We start from the raw sequence: 17,852 nt of genomic DNA, 5'->3' as shown, positions 1-17,852 counted from the left end.
TCACCCGCGCCTTTGTTTTCACGGCTGGGAAAGTAACCGAGGGGCTTGAGGTTTTTTGAGGAGCCATGCGTTAAGAGGTCTGCGCTAAATCTCCAGCAGGCTAACCGCGACGCGAAAACGCTCAAATTGCTTTTTAAGCCCTGACGCCTGAGGTGCCCCGAGCGTTTTTCTTCAGCAGGATCATCGACGCCTCGTCGTAGGCATGCTGGAAGGCGTCTGCGCCGATCCACGCCACGGCTGTGTCTTCATCTTCATCGTGGAAGATCGCGCGATAGGTGATCAGCAGGCCCATCATAAAGTCGGTAGCCGCCTCTTCCGCTTCTTCAGCAACCACCAGCTCCAATACCGGGTATTGCAAGAACACCACACACATCGCGAGCAGGCTGATGCCTTCGCTGACCTTCATCGCCTGGAACAAGTCATCAAATTCAGCTGGGTCGAAACCGTTCTCTTCGATGTCTTTGAAGTCGAAGGTACTCAGATCGATTTCGACATCATCAAACGGCTCGTTGACCAGCGGATTAGCCAAGACCGGATGTAAGGCAATGGTCTTGGGCTTCCCCGAACGGTTTTGCTTAGCCTTGGTTTTTGCCCGCTGGGCGCGTTTGTGCTGTTTGTCAGGGGAAGCCATGCAGACGAGTTCCTTGTAAGGTGCAACCAAGTGGGAGGCCCGGAAATTAGGCGCACAGTGTATTGCGTCTTGGCCGGTGTAGTCGGCCAAAATCGCCCCTCATGTGTGCCTATAAACCAGGGTGATTGCCAGCCGCTTGCGGATTAGCTCGTGGTTTTCAACGCGGGGGCTACATCAATAGCGTGAAGCACACGATGCTGGCGCCAAGCAGGATATTGATACCCACCCAAGGCCGGATACTGGCCAGTGCTGCACCGCCCGCATCCCAATCGCCGGCTGCCACCGCACGGTCAAGGCGTTTGTACAGAGCAAACCGTATATGGAAAAAGATCGCCACCATCAAAACCCCTAAGACGGCCATCACTGTCCAGTCCAGCGGCATCTGAAATGACCCGCCCGACTGCACCGTTTGCTTAGCGACCCGCCCAATCATCCAAAGACCGCTGACAAGTGTCAGGCTGGCTGCCACCAGAGCTGCCCGAAAGAATCGGCCCAAAGCGATGTGCATTAAATTCACCCGCTGCGGCTTATCCAGCGATGATAGAGCTGGATGCAAAAAGAAATACGTAAACACCATGCCGCCAATCCAGATGATCACTGAAAGCAGATGGACAAGTTTCAGAAGGCTGTAAATCACGATGCATCCTTTTTCATAGGTGGTTTTTTGATAGGAAGAGCGTATCCGACTTCTCAGCTGATTGAGGCAGTAAAAGACCCCGATTTATTTTCAGCCTGTTACCGATTTCTGCCTGCGACCATCGTCCGCTTCAGGTCGTGAGCGGCCTGTCGTCAACAATCATCTCGACCGTGATGGGGCTTAATTAAACAGCCGCACTGGGGGGAGTAAGCGAGTGAACACCTATCAAAAAACCGCCTGCGCGTGGCGGTTTCTTGAAATTCCAGGCGCTTACTGCTGCATTTCTTGATCGGTGAACATATCCGCAAACAGCATGCTGGACAGGTAGCGCTCACCGGAATCCGGCAGGATGACCACGATGGTTTTGCCTTGCATATCCGGCTCGGCCGCCACGCGCAATGCAGCAGCCATGGCCGCGCCACAGGAGATACCGCACAGAATGCCTTCTTCACGCATCAGGCGCAGGGCAACCGCTTTCGATTCGTCATCGGTCACCAGTTCAACCCGGTCGACCATACTCAGGTCGAGGTTGCTCGGTACAAAGCCTGCGCCAATGCCCTGAATTTTATGCGGGCTGGGTTTGACTTCATCACCGGCAATGGTCTGGCTGATCACCGGCGAGGTGACCGGCTCGACGGCCACCGAGAGAATCGGCTTGCCCTGGGTCAGTTTGATATAGCGCGAAATGCCGGTGAGGGTGCCGCCGGTACCGACGCCAGAAACCAGCACGTCAATCGCGCCGTCGGTGTCATTCCAGATTTCTGGGCCGGTGGTTTTTTCATGGATCGCCGGGTTGGCGGGATTGTTGAACTGCTGCGGCATGAAATAGCTGGACGTGTCGGAGGTGGCGATTTCTGCAGCCTTTTCAATTGCGCCTTTCATACCTTTAGCCGGCTCAGTCAGCACCAATTCTGCGCCAAGCGCCTTGAGCACTTTGCGCCGCTCCAAGCTCATGGAAGCAGGCATGGTCAACAGCAATTTATAACCGCGCGCGGCGGCGACGAAGGCCAAGCCAATACCGGTATTACCGGAAGTGGGTTCAACAATAGTCATGCCTGGAGTGAGAACGCCACGCTCTTCTGCGTCCCAAATCATGCTCGCGCCGATGCGGCACTTTACCGAATAGGCTGGGTTACGGCCCTCGATCTTGGCCAGAATGGTCACTCCAGCTGGGCCTATGCGATTGATTCGAACCAACGGGGTGTTACCGATGGCGTGGGCGTTGTCAGCGAAGATGCGGCTCATGGCGGAGTCCTTTTAGGCGTTGCCGAATAAGCGTTCAAGCCTAAGGCCCGTTCGGGCAACCGTCTAGCCATGCACGCGGCACAACTGGAAACCTAATACACCAGCACCAAACCGTGATACTGCTCAAGTGACCCGCCATTCAGTGACTGAATGGGCCGTCTACGTTCACAGTCACCGAGGCCGCGCGTTATAGTTAGCCTTTAGACACTGAACCCGCAGGCATGGCCTGCCCGTTACCGTTCGAGGATTTACCGATGAAGTTTGAAGGCACTCAGTCTTATGTCGCCACCGACGACCTCAAGCTTGCGGTCAATGCCGCCATTACGCTGGAGCGTCCGCTGCTGGTCAAAGGTGAGCCGGGTACCGGTAAGACCATGTTGGCCGAGCAATTGGCCGAATCCTTTGGGGCACGCCTGATCACCTGGCACATCAAGTCCACCACCAAAGCCCACCAGGGCTTGTACGAGTACGATGCGGTCAGCCGCCTGCGTGACTCGCAGCTGGATTCGGACAAAGTTCACGATGTGCGCAACTACATCAAAAAAGGCAAGCTGTGGGAGGCCTTTGAGGCCGAAGATCGGGTGATTCTGTTGATCGATGAAATCGACAAAGCCGATATTGAGTTCCCCAATGACCTGCTGCAAGAACTCGACAAAATGGAGTTCTACGTTTACGAGACCAACGAGACGATCAAAGCCAAGGTACGGCCGATCATCATCATCACCTCGAACAACGAAAAAGAACTGCCGGACGCCTTCCTGCGCCGCTGCTTCTTCCATTACATCGCCTTCCCCGACCGTGCGACCCTGCAAAGGATCGTTGACGTGCATTACCCCAACATCAAGAAAGATCTGGTCGCAGAGGCGCTGGACGTGTTCTTCGACGTGCGTAAAGTCCCGGGCCTGAAGAAAAAACCTTCCACCAGCGAGTTGGTTGACTGGCTCAAGCTGCTGATGTCCGACAACATCGGCGAAGCGGTCCTGCGCGAGCGCGACCCAACCAAAGCCATCCCGCCACTGGCCGGTGCATTGGTCAAGAACGAACAAGATGTGATGCTGCTGGAACGCTTGGCGTTTATGAGCCGCCGCGCGAGTCGTTGATTGCCTCCCCTCTCCCGCTTGTGGGAGAGGGGCCGGGGGAGAGGGTATCAGCGACCGCGTGTCGCCTGCCCCACCCTCTCCCTAGCCCTCTCCCTGAAGTGAGAGGGGATTGTCCCCAGATGCCACGAGGATGCAGCCATGCTGCTCAACCTGTTCAATGAAATGCGCGCCGCTAAGGTTCCGGTGTCGGTGCGTGAGCTGCTGGACTTGGTCAACGCGTTAAAACACAACGTGGTGTTTGCCGACATGGACGAGTTTTACTTTCTCGCCCGCGCCATTTTGGTTAAAGACGAACGCCATTTTGATAAGTTCGACCGCGCGTTTTCGGCCTATTTCAAAGGGTTAGAAAACCTCAATCAACACATCGAAGCGCTGATCCCCGATGAGTGGTTACGCAAAGAATTTGAGCGCTCGCTGACCGATGAAGAGCGCGCCAAGATTGAATCTTTGGGCGGCCTCGACAAACTGATCGAAGAGTTCAAGAAACGCCTCGACGAACAGAAAGAACGTCACGAAGGCGGTAACAAGTGGATCGGCACCGGCGGTACCAGCCCGTTTGGTTCAGGCGGCTTCAACCCGGAAGGTATCCGGGTGGGGGATGCGGGCAAGCGCCAAGGCAAAGCGGTAAAAGTCTGGGATCAGCGCGAGTATAAAAACCTCGACGATCAGGTCGAACTGGGTACGCGCAATATCAAGGTGGCTCTGCGCCGTCTGCGCAAATTCGCCCGCCAAGGTGCCGAGGACGAGTTGGATCTGGGCGGCACCATCGACCACACCGCCAAAGACGGTGGCCTGCTCAATATCCAGATGCGTCCAGAGCGGCGCAATGCGGTCAAGCTGCTGATTTTATTCGATATTGGCGGCTCGATGGACGCCCACGTTAAGGTCTGCGAAGAGCTGTTCAGCGCCTGTAAAACCGAGTTCAAGCATATGGAGTATTTCTACTTCCATAACTGCGTGTACGAATCGGTGTGGAAGAACAACCTGCGGCGCACCTCTGAACGTTTCTCCACGCAAGACCTGCTGCACAAGTACGGTGCAGACTACAAAGTGATTTTTGTCGGCGATGCGGCTATGGCGCCCTACGAAATCACCCAAGCGGGCGGCAGTGTCGAACACTGGAACGAAGAACCAGGCTACGTGTGGATCAAACGTTTCATGGACAAGTACAAAAAACTTATCTGGATCAATACCTACCCCAAAGACGCGTGGAGCTACACCGCCTCGACCAACATCATGCGTGAGGTGTTGAACGACCAAATGTACCCGCTGACCTTAAGCGGGCTGGAAGAAGGCATGCGCTTCCTCTCCAAATAGCACGTCAGGTAAAGCACAAAGGCCCATCAGGGCCTTTGTGCTTTTTGGGCTAATTTAACGCCAATGCCGTTTCTGCACCTTCTGGCTACGGCCCACGCCGATAAGCATGCCGCCCAGTATCAGCAGGCTTTCCAGCAACCAGGCCAATAGCAGCGCGCAGGCAATGCCCCAGGCGATGGCTTGCGGTGCCAGCAGCACTTGGTAGCGATAAGCGGCAAAGGTTTCGTCCATCAGCGCAGGGTCTGCCGCTATGGCCAGGTGCCAGACCTGAGCGTACCAAGGCCCTTGCATGGCTTGGCTTTCACGCTCAAGGAAGGCTGAACGTTCAACCAGTGTGCCTAGGCTCTGGGCATCACTGCGCATTACCGGGTCAGCGCTGGCCTGGTAATGGCCGACTAGGGCGACCAGATCGCCTTTGAAGAAGCGCTTGGCCGTGTCGCGAAAGCCCTTAAGACCCAACTCTGCTTCGATGCGATGGGCTTCGACGCGTTTGCTGTAGTCATCGATAAAGCCCGGCACTTGCACGCCAATTAACAACCCCAAGGCAAACAAGGCCAACCGCAGATAACTTCTAAACATTGCACCCTCCCCCATGAATCATGTGCTGACTCAACCGCTCATGCCCTGCGCCACACACTCACCGCCGCGCCACAAACGCCACTCACCCGGCTGGTAAAGCGTCCAGCTCTCGTTCTCGGTCAGTGGTTCGGTGGCTATAACGCTGACCACGTCATTGGGCGTGGTTTCTGCCTGAAAATCCACCTGCATGTCAGCATCTTTCAAATGAGCCGGGCCAAAAGGGGCCCGCCGGGTGATGAACGCCAGCTTGCTCGAACAGAAACTGAACAGCCAATCGCCATCACTGAGCAGACAGTTGAACACACCCTGATGACGATATTCAGCGCAGGCACTGACCAGGGTTGGCAGTAACTGCTCCATCGATACCGGTTCAGGAAACGCCTGACGCAGGCGATTGAGCACATCACAGAAGGCCGCTTCGCTGTCGGTATCGCCAACCGGCCGGTAGTTATCCAACTGCGGGGCGAAATCGGTCAATTGGCCGTTATGGGCGAAACACCAGTTACGCCCCCACATCTCACGCACAAACGGATGGGTATTGGCCAGGCAAACGCTGCCAACGTTGGCTTGGCGAATATGGCCAATTACCACTTCGCTTTTAATCGGGTAACGCTGCACCAGTTGTGCGACTTGTGATTCGCTACTGGCCTGCGGGTCTTGGAATACGCGCAGGCCGCGTCCTTCGTAGAAACCAATGCCCCAACCATCACGGTGCGGCCCGGTGCGGCCGCCGCGTTGCATCAAGCCGGTAAAGCTAAAGACAATATCGGTTGGCACATTGGCGCTCATGCCGAGCAATTCACACATGGTGCAACGCCTTGCGCAGGTGTTCAGCGTGTCGCTGCAATCTGGCCTCCGGGCGCTAACGCCACACGGGTAAATACATTCAAACTAACCCGAGATACCACTGCGGTGTATGGCGTGGTAGCGGCTAAGGCTTAAGGGCAGGCTGACGGGCAGTCGCTGGTCGGCTGGCTCGACATCACCAGCAATAGGCAAGGGACATGGTTGTTTAGCGCAGGATAAGAACTGTTAAAGGCGCGGCTCAAGGCGCAAACGCCGATCGCCCCGTGCATCGTAGCGCGTGTCGCCAAAATCTTCGGTATCGCGCGTCATCATCTCGCGCAGCGTCGGCTCGTCAGCAGCAACCGGTGCGGGGCCCTTGCGTGCGCGCCACCACAGTTGCACAGGCCAGCGAATGGCCACAAACACTAGGTACAGACTGAATGCGATTAAGCCATACATGCTCAGGTCCGCCACCGCGCGCCACGCGTTGTCACCGACATCCAGCAGCAGGTCCATGGCGGTAATGGCAATCGCCGGAGCGAACTGCTCTTTGCCGGGGTCGACCACGGTTGGGCCGAACAACAGCACCAGTACCAGCACCCGCAGCGGCTCGCGCAGGTAGCGCCACATCCAAATGGTCAGACGAAACCACACCAACAGACAGCCAAGCGCCGCCAGTAAATAGGCACCCCAGGCAAACAGGTAGTCGTTTTCAGTCATAACACCTAAATTCTCTGGTAGTGAAGTTTCGGTCGGCCTATGGGCACAGGGTCGCGCAGATTTCAGCAGCCGACGGGGCAAGCGGCGCCTATGATAACGGCTTTTGCCTGCTGCGGCGTCCCCGCTGTCAGCCACAGGAGTTGTTTCATGCCCCACGCCCCCATTGCCCGCGCCGACCACGCAGCCGACCCTTATCGCTGGTTGGAACACCGTGACAACAAAGAGGTGCTGGATCATCTCAAAGCGGAAAATGCCTACCTTGAGCAGCAACTCAGCGGCCAATTAGCGCTGAGCGAATCGCTGTTTCAAGAGATTAAAAGCCGTATTCGCGAAACCGACCTCAGCCTGCCCTCGCCTTGGGGCCCTTATCTGTATTACCAGCGCACCGTCGCCGGCGATGAATACCCACGGCATTACCGCTGCAATAAGCCTGCTGATGGCACGTTGACGGTTGATGAGCACAGCGAGCAGTTACTGCTCGACCCCAATGCGCTTGCCGATGGCGGTTTTATCTCGCTAGGCACGTTTAGCATCAGCCCGGATCATCAGCGCCTGGCCTACAGCCTGGACACCAGCGGTGAAGAAACCTATCAGCTGTTCGTCAAGGAGTTGGCCGACGACAGCCTGATCGAACTGCCGTTTGCAGACTGCGACGGCAGCATGACCTGGGCCAATGACAGCCAGACCCTGTTCTTCGGCGAGCTGGACGAGACCCACCGCCCTCACAAGCTCTATCGCCATACCCTTGGCACAGACTTAGCCGACTTAGTGTTTGAGGAACCTGACGGGCGTTTCTTCCTCAGTTGCTACCGCAGCAGCTCGGAACGCCAATTAATTATTCACGTTGGCAGCAAGACCACCAGTGAAGCTTGGGTGCTGGATGCCGCAGCCCCCCACGCCAGCTTTACCTGCGTGGCGCCCCGGGAAGAAGGCCATGAATATGACATCGACCACGGCATGCTGGACGGCCAATGGTGCTGGCTAATCCGCAGCAACCAACCCGGCATCAACTTCGCCCTGTTCAGCGCCAGCGAAGCAGCCCCGAGCCGCACGCATTGGCAGCTGCTGCGCGCCCATGAGCCGCAAATCATGTTCGAAGGCTTCAGCCTTAACCAGCAGGCGCTGGTGCTCAGCCTGCGCGAAAACGGTCTGCCGATCATCGAGGTGCAGCCACAAGGGCAGCCGGCGTATCGCGTGCAACTGCCCGATGCCGCATACAGCTTGTATGTGCAAGACAGCTTGGAGTTCGACAGCCCAGCGATTCGCCTGCGCTATGAAGCGCTTAACCGTCCGGCGCAAGTGCGTCAGCTGACGTTGGCCAACGGCGCGCAACAGGTGCTCAAGCAAACCCCGGTACTCGGCCCGTTCGATGCTGACAGCTATGTCAGCCAGCGTGTGTGGGCGACTGCGGCAGACGGCACTCAGGTGCCGATCAGCCTGGTGGCCAAGCGCGAGGTACTCGGCAGCAGTGCCCCGCTCTACTTGTATGGCTACGGCGCATACGGCGAAAGCCTCGACCCGTGGTTTTCCCACGCGCGCCTATCGCTGCTCGAACGCGGCTTTGTCTTCGCCATCGCCCATGTGCGCGGTGGCGGCGAGTTGGGTGAAGCCTGGTATCGCGCTGGCAAACTTGAACATAAGCACAACTCGTTCAGCGACTTTATTGCCTGCGCCGAACACCTGATCGACAGCGGTTACACCCAGCCCAGCCAACTGGTGATCAGTGGCGGCAGTGCCGGTGGCTTGTTGATGGGCGCGGTATTGAACAAGCGCCCGGAACTGTTCGCCGCCGCCATCGCAGAAGTGCCCTTTGTTGATGTGCTCAACACCATGCAAAACCCCGATCTACCGCTGACCGTTACCGAGTACGACGAGTGGGGCGACCCCAACCAACCGGATGTCTTCGAGCGAATCAAGGGCTACGCGCCCTACGAAAACGTGCAGGCCCAGGCCTACCCGGCGATTCTCGCGGTGGCCGGCTACAACGACAGTCGCGTGCAGTATTGGGAAGCCGCCAAATGGGTAGCCAAACTGCGCGCCCATAAGACCGACAACAACCTGCTGCTGCTGAAAACCGAATTGGAGGCCGGGCATGGCGGCATGAGCGGCCGCTACCAGGCGCTCAAGGATGCTGCGCTGGAGTACGCCTTTATCCTGAAGATTCTGGGTATGGACGCCGAGCAGAACGGATAAGGGCTGAGTAGCATCCCTGAACGGCATGCCTAAGCATAGGCATGCCGTTCAGCTTTACGTCTCAGTGGGGTATGGCGAACTTCTGTTGCGGCAGAACGATTTGGCTCAGCAGTCGCAATATTGGCGAGCAATATTCGTAGCCTGCTTCAGTACGATCTCGAATACACCGAGTGGCAATACGAACAACTCGCTCTTCATCTGTGAGTAAACGCGCTTACCGAAACCCCATAAGGGTCGCCGAGATGCTTCTAGATTAACTCCAGACCAAACTGTTCAATAGCGGATAGACGACTCCAACTGCAGAGACTGCGGCAATTGCTCGGCAAGAAAATCGAACAGCCGGCGCAGACCAGCTCGCTGGCGTTGATCTTCATGTATCGCCAGCCACATCTCCAGCTCAAAGCCAAACAACTCAGGTGCCAGTGCTACCAGCTCGGACTCCTGCGCAGCCAGGCTGGCATGGCATAAGCCGATGCCCAGGCCCGCTCTTAGTGCCGCTAGGCGTGCCATGGCGCAATCTGAGCGAAATGCCAAGTCTTCGATGGACAGCGGAAAACCATGCTCCTGCCAGTGCGCATGACGCCCCAGATGTCGGTCATATCCGATCAGCCGGTGCACAGCGAGCGCATCGCGGGTATTCGGTGTGCCGTGCCGATCCAAGTAGTTGCGATGCGCATACAGGCCCAGACGGCTGCGCCCCAAGCCGCGGGCAAGCAAGGCATCCTGCTGCGGGCGTTGCATGCGGATGGCTAAGTCTGCTTCGCGGCGCAACAGGTCTTCATTGTGCTCGGTAATAGAAAGTTCCAGACGCAAACCTGGGTTGTCTGTCTGGAACTCGGCCAACAGAGGTGTCAGCACCTCAACACCGATAACCTCGGGCACGGTGATACGCAGACTCCCCTCCTCGCCATCGTCTCGGGCACTGCGTTGGATAGCCGCCACTGCACTAGCCATAGCCTGTGCAGGCTCGCAAAGGCGTAGCGCTGCTTCGGTGGGGACCAAGCCTTCCGGGGAACGAGTAAATAGACTGGTTCCGAGCTTGGCTTCCAGACGCGTGATCTGGCGGCTCACGGTTGGTTGTGTACTCAGTAGGCGCCGCGCTGCAGCGCTGAGACTGCCGCACTCGATTACCGCTAGGAAGTAGCGATATAGATCCCAATCAGCCGACGTATCCGTCGTTTTGTGCATAGCCACTCCACGTTACTGAACGTTCCCGCGTAATGCGGTGCTGACTTAAGGTGGGTAGATTAACAGCCCTTGGAATCTGCACTATGCCCTCGCCGAGCCCCTTCCCCTTTGACCGCTCCCGCCTGGCCGCCCTGCGCGCTCGCGAGGATGCCACCTTCGTCCAGCGCACGTCTCGCTCTCAGGTCTTGCGCCAAGAGGCACGCCAATTCATGCCGCAGGGCGTGCCGATGGCCTGGATGATTTCGCTCAACCGCTTCAGCCCGCCCTTTATTCACTCGGCCAGCGGCGCGGTGTTCACCGATGTGGATGGCAATGATTACCTGGACTTCAACGTCGCCGACCTGAGCATGACCATGGGCTATGGTCCGGCCCCTATCGTAGAGGCGGTAAGCCGCCAGGTTCGTCAGGGTGCGCAGTTTCTTTTGCCCACCGAAGACGCTGTGGTGGTCGGTCGCCTGTTGGCCGAACAGGTGGGCCTGCCCTGCTGGCAATTCACACTGTCTGCCTCGGGCGCGAATGTCGAGGTCATGCGCATCGCCCGGCATATTACCGGACGCGAGAAAATCGTCATCTTCGACGGCCATTATCACGGTCATATCGACGAGACCATGGTCAGCCAAAGTGAGCATGGCGCGGTGCATCAGCAGCTTGGCTTGGCCAAAGGCAGCGCAGCTAACACCCTGATACTGCCGTTTAATGACCTAGACGCACTGGAGCAGGCGCTGGCAAGAGGTGACGTGGCCCTGGTGCTGACGGAGCCGGCGCTGACCAACTGCACCCTGGTTCATCCTGCTCCCGGCTACCTGGAGGGCATGCGCCGCCTGACCCAGCAATACGGCAGCCTGCTATGCCTGGATGAAGCGCATACCTTTCAATTCGCCCATGGCGGTTTGACTGGTGCCTGGGACCTGCAGACCGATTTTGTAGTGCTCGGCAAGGGACTTGGATCGGGTATCGCATTCGCGCTCTATGGCATGAGTGCAGATATCGCTCGCCATCTGGAGCGCTTCACCGACAGTGACATTGGTCCAGCAGGCTTAGCCACTGGTGGCACGCTTTACGCTTCTGCACTCGCAGTGAGTGCTGCCCGCGCCAGCCTGGAGCAGGTGCTGACTGCTGCAAATTACCAGCGTATCGAACGCCTCGGCCAGCGCTTAGCTGAGGGCCTTCGCTTGGCATTCGCGACCTATGACCTTCCTTGGCAGGCATTCCAGCTCGGCCCGCGCGCGGGTTTCTGCCTGACTGCCGAACTGCCACGCAACGGTGCCGAGGCCAACTTGTCGATGGATGCGGAGTTCATCGACTGCCGTCGTTTGTTTATGGCCAATCGCGGTATCTGGGATGGCATTCTCTCAGCTGGGCCTCAAGTATCCTTTGCCCATAATGAAGCCGATATCGACCGCTATGTTGAAGTCGCCAGCGCCTTCCTTGCAGAACTCTTTGCCTGAGAAAACGGATGAATTACCTGAAAAACCTGGATCTAGCTAAATCCGCCGATCGCCTTCTCAACCATGGACCAACCACTCTGGTGACCTTCGAGCATGCTGGCGTACGCAACGTGATGGCTGCTTCTTGGGTCATGCCGCTGGACTTCGATCCGCCAAAGGTGCTGCTGGTTTTGGATGGCAGCACCTTTAGTTGGCCCCTGCTGGAGGGGTCAGGCAGTTTCGTGCTCAATCTACCCTCTCGTATCCAGGCTGAACTGACCCTGGCGGTTGGATCTTGCAGTGGTAACGATGTCGATAAATTCGCCACCTTCGGCATCGGCGAAGCACGCGCTCAGGTGGTACAGGCACCGATCATCCCTGGCTGCCTGGCCTACCTGGAATGTCGTGTGATCGAGGAGCCGCACATACAAAAACGCTATGACCTGTTCATAGCAGAAGTGGTGGCGGCCTATGCGGATGAGCGAGCGTTCAGCAACGGTCGTTGGCATTTCCCAAATGAAAAACTGCGCACTATTCACTATTCTGGCGGAGGCACTTTTTACCCCACCGGTATACCGTTCAACATTAATCAATAAAAATAGACACTGCGCATGAAGACCTATAAATGATTGATAACTTACATACACCAACTCAAAAAACCTATCTTACACACTCAATCATACTTGAAAAAAATACAGATAAAAGCGCCAACTGCATATTGACCCCAACAAAGAAAATCCCACCAAAAACCACCGCGCACGGCTTTAAACTTAATGGGCGACACATGATAAATCTTATTTTTTACAGGACGCAAAGAAAAATAAGATAGGCGGCCGCAAAATCTGAGTGCAACACCTGACCTTTCCGGTACGGTGCTGCCCCTATGTCTTATACCGAACTCAGCGTTGAAGAGCGCGCCACCATTCAAATCGGTCGTGCCCAGGGCTTCAGCCTGCGCGAGATTGCCTGCTTGATCACTCGATCCCCTTCGACCATCAGCCGGGAGTTGCGGCGTAATCAAGGTGCCTGTGGCGGCTACTCGGCCCGGGTGGCACAACAGCAGATGCAAGCCCGCCGGCAGGTGTGTCGACCGATGCGAAAGCTGTTGCCGGGTAGCGAGCGCTTCGCGTTGGTGACCCATATGCTGCGTGAGCGTTTGTCTCCCGAGCAGATTGCCGGCAAGCTGCGCAGCATGAATATTCCCAGCCTCAGAGAGGCCTACGTCTGTCGCGAGACGATCTATAACGCGATTTATGCCCTGCCGGTCGGCGAGCTGCGTAAGGAGTTGATCATCTGCTTGCGCCAAAGCAAGACGACGCGCAGACCGCGCTCTGGCGGCGTGGATCGGCGCGGCCAGATCCCTGAAATGGTCAGCATTCACGTGCGCCCCCCTGAAATCGAAGACCGGCTTATGCCGGGGCATTGGGAAGGCGACTTGATCAAGGGTAAAGCCAACGCCTCATCTGTAGGCACGTTGGTGGAGCGCACCAGTGGTTACTTGATGCTGGTGAAGATGAACGACGCGACGGCGACCTCGGCGATGGAGGGCTTCAGTGCAGCGCTCAATGGCATGCCGTTTGCGATGCGCAAGAGCATGACCTACGACCAAGGACGGGAGATGGCGCGGCACGCTGAGATCACCCAGAAAACGGGTGTAGCGATCTTCTTCTGTGACCCTCATAGCCCTTGGCAGCGAGGTAGCAACGAAAACATCAATGGCCTGATCCGCCAGTACCTGCCCAAAGGCACAGACCTGTCGGTACACAGCCAGGCAGAGTTGGATGCCATCGCTCTGCAACTGAACATGCGGCCGCGTAAGCGCTTCGACTTCAAGTGCCCCATCGAAGTTATGGGCGAGGTGATGCAAGCAGCCATGACAATGCGGCATGATGCTCCGACTTCAATTCATTAACCGTGTTGCACTCAGCTCCTGCAACCGCCATATATCACTTTTTTATTATTTATTTTATGCCCATCGGCATATTTGGCAGCTTGCGAAAAAACTTTACGCTGGGATGACGACCCACCTTACAGCATGCAATCAGATGCAGGCGAGGTTATTGGTATATCGGTAGATTTTAGTCGAGCCGTTATTGCTCGATTAGGATGTAAAGCAAAACTACGCAAACTCCCTTGGGCAAGAGCCTTGAAAGAGTTTGAAAATGGTAGGTTAGATATTCTACCGGACGCTTTTCGCAGTCCTGAGCGAGAATCTTATGCGTTTTTTTCTGGCCCAGTAGTACCCGCTTCTAGAAATATACTTTTCATTCATTCAAGGCTGAAAGAAAATTTTTCCGCAACCAACCTAATTGATTTAAAGAACACTTCTTTTCGTTTAGGCGCTCAAATTGGCGTAATATATGGCCAAAGCTATGAGGACTTAATGAACTCTCGTGAGTTCGCCCAGAGAACTGTAAAGGTATCAAAGCGATCCAATCTTTGGATGATGCTGGGTAAAAATCGCATAGACGGTGTGATAGCAAGCGAATTGACTGGGATGTATGAGATTAATCAGCTGGGACTTACTGACAACATAGAAGCCACACAAATAGTAGCTTCCGGTGACCAAGCTGAATTTGCCTTTAGCAAAGTATCTACAAGCGCATCATTTAATTTAGCGTTCACATCTATTGCGCGCGAACTGGTGCTGGACGGGACGTACAAACGCATCAAGGAACATTACGTTAGTTTTTAATTCAACTCGATCAAAATGAACTTCAGGCAAGTTGATACCTCTGTATTGGGCGAAGAATAGGGTCTTCTGAAGGCGCCTGGAGTCATCGAGCCACAGCACATTTGAACGCTTTGGCGATCATCACTTAACCGGTTTCCTGCAGCGTGTTTAATAACTCACTCAAGGGACATGATGCGGCGCGGGCACCGGCGCTAAGGGCCGCTGCCGTTGCTCACGCAGTAATGGCAGCTCTTCATCGCGGCGCGGCGGATTGACCGCTGGCGCTGTAGGTACGGTTAACAGGGGTGGGTTGCCGTCTCTCGGCGCTGGCAGATGAATCGGCGCAACGGGCGCATAGGGCTGCGGCGTCGCACGCCCAGGGGCGTCGTGTGCAGGAGCAGTGGTCGGCTGAGCCCAGGCCGCTGGCAGGCTGACGATCGCCACAACGGCAAGCACAAGGTTGATTCGCATTGCCTAACTCCTGATTAGTCTGAGGGCTATTAAGTGCATGGGGATGAGGCCATCTGTAAGCACTCAGATTTTGAACAGCCAAGAGTCGCAAAGTGCCGCGTTGACGATTCTAAGTGATCGTCGGTCAGGCTAGACTGCTGCAAAGCCAACCTGTGAGACACCCGATGAGCATCAGTACCCCCCCTTCCGCCACCAGCAAGCTTGATCGCATCCTCGCCGACAACCAGCGTTCGCGTGAAGAAGGCTATCGCGACAAGGCGCTCAAAATGTACCCCCACGTGTGTGGCCGCTGCGCTCGGGAATTCTCTGGCAAGCGCTTGAGTGAGTTGACCGTACACCACCGTGACCACAACCATGACAACAACCCGCAGGACGGTTCCAACTGGGAACTACTGTGCCTGTTCTGCCATGACAATGAGCATTCGCGCTATACCGATCAGCAATATTTCAGTGAAGGCTCGCTCAGTACGCCGAAGACGGCTCAGGCCACACACAACCCCTTTGCCGACCTAGCGGCACGGCTGAAGAGCAAAGAATAGGCCCCAGCCTACCCACCCCGTATAATCCCCGGCCTTTAATCTTGGTTGCCGTAAGGCACAGAAAAGGCCGGACACGTGGCAAACAAACGATACAGCTGTATTGGGTTGTTCAACCCAAAATCCCCAGAGAACGTCGGTTCGGTCATGCGTGCAGCAGGCTGTTATAGCGCAGCCTCGGTGTTTTATAGCGGCAAACGCTATGCGCGGGCCCGCGACTTTGTCACCGACACCCAGCGCATCTATATGGATATTCCACTGATCGGCGTTGAAGACCTGCAGCAGATCATTCCCATCGGCTGCACACCGGTCGCCGTGGAACTGGTCGAAGGCGCACGCCCACTGCCGCAGTACACCCACCCCGACCGCGCCATCTATATCTTCGGCCCCGAAGATGGTTCGCTGAGCAAGGAAGTCCTCGACTGGTGTGAGGATGTGATCTACATCCCCACCCAGGGCTGCATGAACCTCGCGGCCACCGTCAATGTGGTGCTCTACGACCGCATGGCAAAAGGCCTCAACACCAAATCCGGGTTGGGCCTCAAGTAGTTAGCGCAACAGCTTGCTGTCCAGCACGTCAGAGGCGCCGCCCATGACGTTCTCGCTGATCTCGATAAAGTCTTGGGTGCTGGCTTTGTCTAGACGCATCAGGCCTCGGGTCACGTCATCCAGCGAACGCGGTTGGGTTGAGCCTTTGGTCGCCTGGCGAATTTCCCGATCAAGCTCCTGCAGCAACAGAACAGCGCGAGCGGTGACCGGGCCGCTGGAATTGTCCGTGCGTAAGCTTTTTACCGGTTTACTCCAACCAATCAGCTGTTCACGGAGCTTCTGGTAGCGCTCTTCGCTGAGGCCGCCGGCGCGGCGCATCAGTTCGATGGCGTAGTATTCAGCCAGGCCTTCGGTGATCCAGTCACTGCGGTCACGGTCGCTGATGCGGCTAAACACATGCACCAATTCGTGGACCAAGGAGCTGGTGCCGTTTTCACTGACCAGCGGACGATCGCTGTGCATGTAATACGAGTTGGCTGCCGACAGGCCGCCGCGCCACATGGGGTCACCGGCGCCGACAATCAGCAATTTGGCAGGGTCGCGCGGGAATACGTCTTGGGCGTGCGGCCAGACAAAGGTCAGTAAGGTCAGGACATCCATGCGGCGCATGCCCTCACCCACTGGCGCGGCCACGGTCACATCCGTCTCACCGAGCTTGGCGCGGCGTGTGCCGACTTTACCGGCGACAATCCAGCCGGTCGGACGATCAAACTTACGCTCAGGGTTATCGATGCGGAATTTATTTTTGCCAATGCGCGGCCAGCCGGTTTCAACACTCTTCCAGCCTTTTGGCAGGTCGAATTGCAAGCGCGAGACCAGTACGGTTTTATCTTCCTGACGCAATTTTACCGCCGGCACTAAGTCGTCACCGCGCAGCAAGGCCCAGTCATTAGTCATGCGCGCATCGAAACTGCCTGAATCGCGCTTATTGTTGATGCGCACGCGGTAACTGAGGGTGGCTTTGCCATCAGCGGGCTGCCAGGTACCGCGCGCTGTGCTGTCTTGGGTCCACTCACCGTCAGCTTTAAAGTCGCTGTAAACATCATCCTTGCCCAAGTTGAAGGCCAAGCTAATGACAGGTGCGCCTTTCTCTAGGGTCAGGCTGACCTCGGCCTGATCGGTGTCCGGCAAGAAGCGCACGTGGTAGTCCAGATCGATATTCTTCGCCCACAGCGGCGCACTCAGGCTCAGCAGAAAAACAGACAACACAGCACGGCGCATCGACATGGCAAAGCTCCACAGTGCAAATAATTGATTGAGAGACCTATAGGCAGGTATTGGCCGGCGAGGTTCAGCCAGCGCGGAAAATCATATGCTCTTCCCACTCATCTTCGGCCACGCTGTTTTCGCTCAGCATGCGCCCGGCCTGAGAAATGCGCTGTTTGTGCACCTGTTCGGTGTCTCCGCACACCAAGTGATGCCACAGCAGCAAATCTTTACCCTCACTGACCAAGCGGTAGGCGCAGGTGGGGGGCAGCCATTGAAACCGGTCGGCCTGAGCTGGCGTGAGCTGGATACAGTCGGCGACGTACTTGCGCCGGTTGCTGTAATCAGTGCAGCGGCAGGTTTTCAGGTCCAGCAATTTGCAGGCGATGCGCGTGTAATAAACGCTGCCATCGTCTTCATCCTCAAGCTTTTGCAAGCAGCACAGGCCGCAGCCATCGCACAGCGATTCCCACTCATCCTGATCCAGCTGCTCGAGGGTTTTGCGTTTCCAGAAGGGTTCGACTTTGGCGGCCATGGCGAAGGTACGTGAAGGGCGAAAAGGCCGGCAGTCTAGCCGCTTGACCTGCGCCGGC

At 56.5% G+C, this 17,852-nt stretch carries 19 protein-coding genes; 9 read left to right on the top strand and 10 right to left on the bottom strand.

Annotation, left to right across the window (positions count from 1 at the left end):
• Positions 1-133 precede the first annotated feature (133 nt).
• From WF513_RS08435 to cysK, 3 genes are all read right to left on the bottom strand, one after another.
• Positions 134-631 carry a hypothetical protein gene (locus WF513_RS08435; RefSeq protein WP_339083228.1) on the bottom strand — a complete coding sequence of 166 codons (498 nt, stop codon included), beginning with the start codon at positions 629-631 and terminating at the stop codon, positions 134-136.
• Between the two features lie 169 nt (positions 632-800).
• Positions 801-1,268 (bottom strand): CopD family protein, encoded by a 468-nt coding sequence (locus WF513_RS08430; protein ID WP_339083226.1) that lies wholly within the window; start codon positions 1,266-1,268, stop codon positions 801-803.
• Between the two features lie 270 nt (positions 1,269-1,538).
• Positions 1,539-2,513, bottom strand: coding sequence for a cysteine synthase A (cysK, locus tag WF513_RS08425; protein ID WP_339083224.1), 975 nt, complete (start codon positions 2,511-2,513; stop codon positions 1,539-1,541).
• Positions 2,514-2,767: 254 nt separating this feature from the next.
• On the opposite strand from cysK, the gene WF513_RS08420 reads away from it, so the two are divergent.
• Complete coding sequence (locus tag WF513_RS08420; RefSeq protein ID WP_339083490.1) at positions 2,768-3,613, top strand: MoxR family ATPase; 846 nt, start codon at positions 2,768-2,770, stop codon at positions 3,611-3,613.
• A 138-nt stretch (positions 3,614-3,751) separates the two neighbouring features.
• Positions 3,752-4,930, top strand: a complete 1,179-nt coding sequence (locus tag WF513_RS08415; RefSeq protein ID WP_339083222.1) for a VWA domain-containing protein — start codon at positions 3,752-3,754, stop codon at positions 4,928-4,930.
• 54 nt (positions 4,931-4,984) lie between these two features.
• Here WF513_RS08415 and WF513_RS08410 read toward each other — a convergent pair whose 3' ends face one another.
• The 3 genes from WF513_RS08410 to WF513_RS08400 form a co-directional block, all read right to left on the bottom strand.
• Positions 4,985-5,509 (bottom strand): DUF2937 family protein, encoded by a 525-nt coding sequence (locus tag WF513_RS08410; RefSeq protein ID WP_339083220.1) that lies wholly within the window; start codon positions 5,507-5,509, stop codon positions 4,985-4,987.
• A gap of 30 nt (positions 5,510-5,539) precedes the next feature.
• Positions 5,540-6,316, bottom strand: coding sequence for a class II glutamine amidotransferase (locus tag WF513_RS08405; protein WP_339083218.1), 777 nt, complete (start codon positions 6,314-6,316; stop codon positions 5,540-5,542).
• Positions 6,317-6,541: 225 nt separating this feature from the next.
• Complete coding sequence (locus tag WF513_RS08400; RefSeq protein WP_339083215.1) at positions 6,542-7,015, bottom strand: MFS transporter; 474 nt, start codon at positions 7,013-7,015, stop codon at positions 6,542-6,544.
• Between the two features lie 147 nt (positions 7,016-7,162).
• Between WF513_RS08400 and WF513_RS08395 the strand changes: the two genes are divergently transcribed.
• Entirely contained in the window at positions 7,163-9,208 is a 2,046-nt protein-coding gene (locus WF513_RS08395) for a S9 family peptidase (protein WP_339083213.1), read from the top strand.
• Positions 9,209-9,481: 273 nt separating this feature from the next.
• Here the strand turns inward: WF513_RS08395 and WF513_RS08390 are convergent, their stop codons facing one another.
• A complete protein-coding gene (locus tag WF513_RS08390; protein ID WP_339083211.1) occupies positions 9,482-10,396 on the bottom strand; it encodes a LysR family transcriptional regulator in 915 nt (304 codons plus the stop codon).
• A gap of 83 nt (positions 10,397-10,479) precedes the next feature.
• Here WF513_RS08390 and WF513_RS08385 point away from each other — a divergent pair, with 83 nt between their 5' ends.
• The 4 genes from WF513_RS08385 (at position 10,480) to WF513_RS08370 (ending at position 14,518) form a co-directional block, all read left to right on the top strand.
• On the top strand, positions 10,480-11,844 hold the full coding sequence (locus tag WF513_RS08385) for a transaminase (RefSeq protein WP_339083210.1): 1,365 nt from the start codon (positions 10,480-10,482) through the stop codon (positions 11,842-11,844).
• 8 nt (positions 11,845-11,852) lie between these two features.
• Positions 11,853-12,419, top strand: a complete 567-nt coding sequence (locus WF513_RS08380) for a flavin reductase family protein (protein ID WP_339083208.1) — start codon at positions 11,853-11,855, stop codon at positions 12,417-12,419.
• Positions 12,420-12,706: 287 nt separating this feature from the next.
• Positions 12,707-13,735: an IS30 family transposase gene (locus WF513_RS08375; RefSeq protein ID WP_339080618.1), complete on the top strand. Its 1,029-nt coding sequence runs from the start codon at positions 12,707-12,709 to the stop codon at positions 13,733-13,735.
• A 123-nt stretch (positions 13,736-13,858) separates the two neighbouring features.
• Entirely contained in the window at positions 13,859-14,518 is a 660-nt protein-coding gene (locus WF513_RS08370; RefSeq protein ID WP_339083206.1) for a transporter substrate-binding domain-containing protein, read from the top strand.
• 159 nt (positions 14,519-14,677) lie between these two features.
• Here the strand turns inward: WF513_RS08370 and WF513_RS08365 are convergent, their stop codons facing one another.
• On the bottom strand, positions 14,678-14,968 hold the full coding sequence (locus WF513_RS08365; protein WP_339083204.1) for a hypothetical protein: 291 nt from the start codon (positions 14,966-14,968) through the stop codon (positions 14,678-14,680).
• 164 nt (positions 14,969-15,132) lie between these two features.
• Here WF513_RS08365 and WF513_RS08360 point away from each other — a divergent pair, with 164 nt between their 5' ends.
• Both WF513_RS08360 and WF513_RS08355 read left to right on the top strand, forming a co-directional pair.
• Entirely contained in the window at positions 15,133-15,507 is a 375-nt protein-coding gene (locus WF513_RS08360; protein WP_339083202.1) for a YajD family HNH nuclease, read from the top strand.
• A gap of 75 nt (positions 15,508-15,582) precedes the next feature.
• On the top strand, positions 15,583-16,053 hold the full coding sequence (locus WF513_RS08355) for an RNA methyltransferase (protein ID WP_090241884.1): 471 nt from the start codon (positions 15,583-15,585) through the stop codon (positions 16,051-16,053).
• Here the strand turns inward: WF513_RS08355 and WF513_RS08350 are convergent, their stop codons facing one another.
• Both WF513_RS08350 and WF513_RS08345 read right to left on the bottom strand, forming a co-directional pair.
• Entirely contained in the window at positions 16,054-17,280 is a 1,227-nt protein-coding gene (locus WF513_RS08350; protein ID WP_339083200.1) for a hypothetical protein, read from the bottom strand.
• A 64-nt stretch (positions 17,281-17,344) separates the two neighbouring features.
• Positions 17,345-17,794 carry a YcgN family cysteine cluster protein gene (locus tag WF513_RS08345; protein ID WP_339083198.1) on the bottom strand — a complete coding sequence of 150 codons (450 nt, stop codon included), beginning with the start codon at positions 17,792-17,794 and terminating at the stop codon, positions 17,345-17,347.
• Positions 17,795-17,852: the final 58 nt, after the last annotated feature.

Origin of the sequence: Pseudomonas sp. TMP9 (genome assembly GCF_037943105.1) — a bacterium.
In the GTDB taxonomy this organism is placed as follows: domain Bacteria; phylum Pseudomonadota; class Gammaproteobacteria; order Pseudomonadales; family Pseudomonadaceae; genus Aquipseudomonas.
Note: the sequence above shows the minus strand (reverse complement) of the source record. Positions and strands in the feature narration are given on the sequence as shown.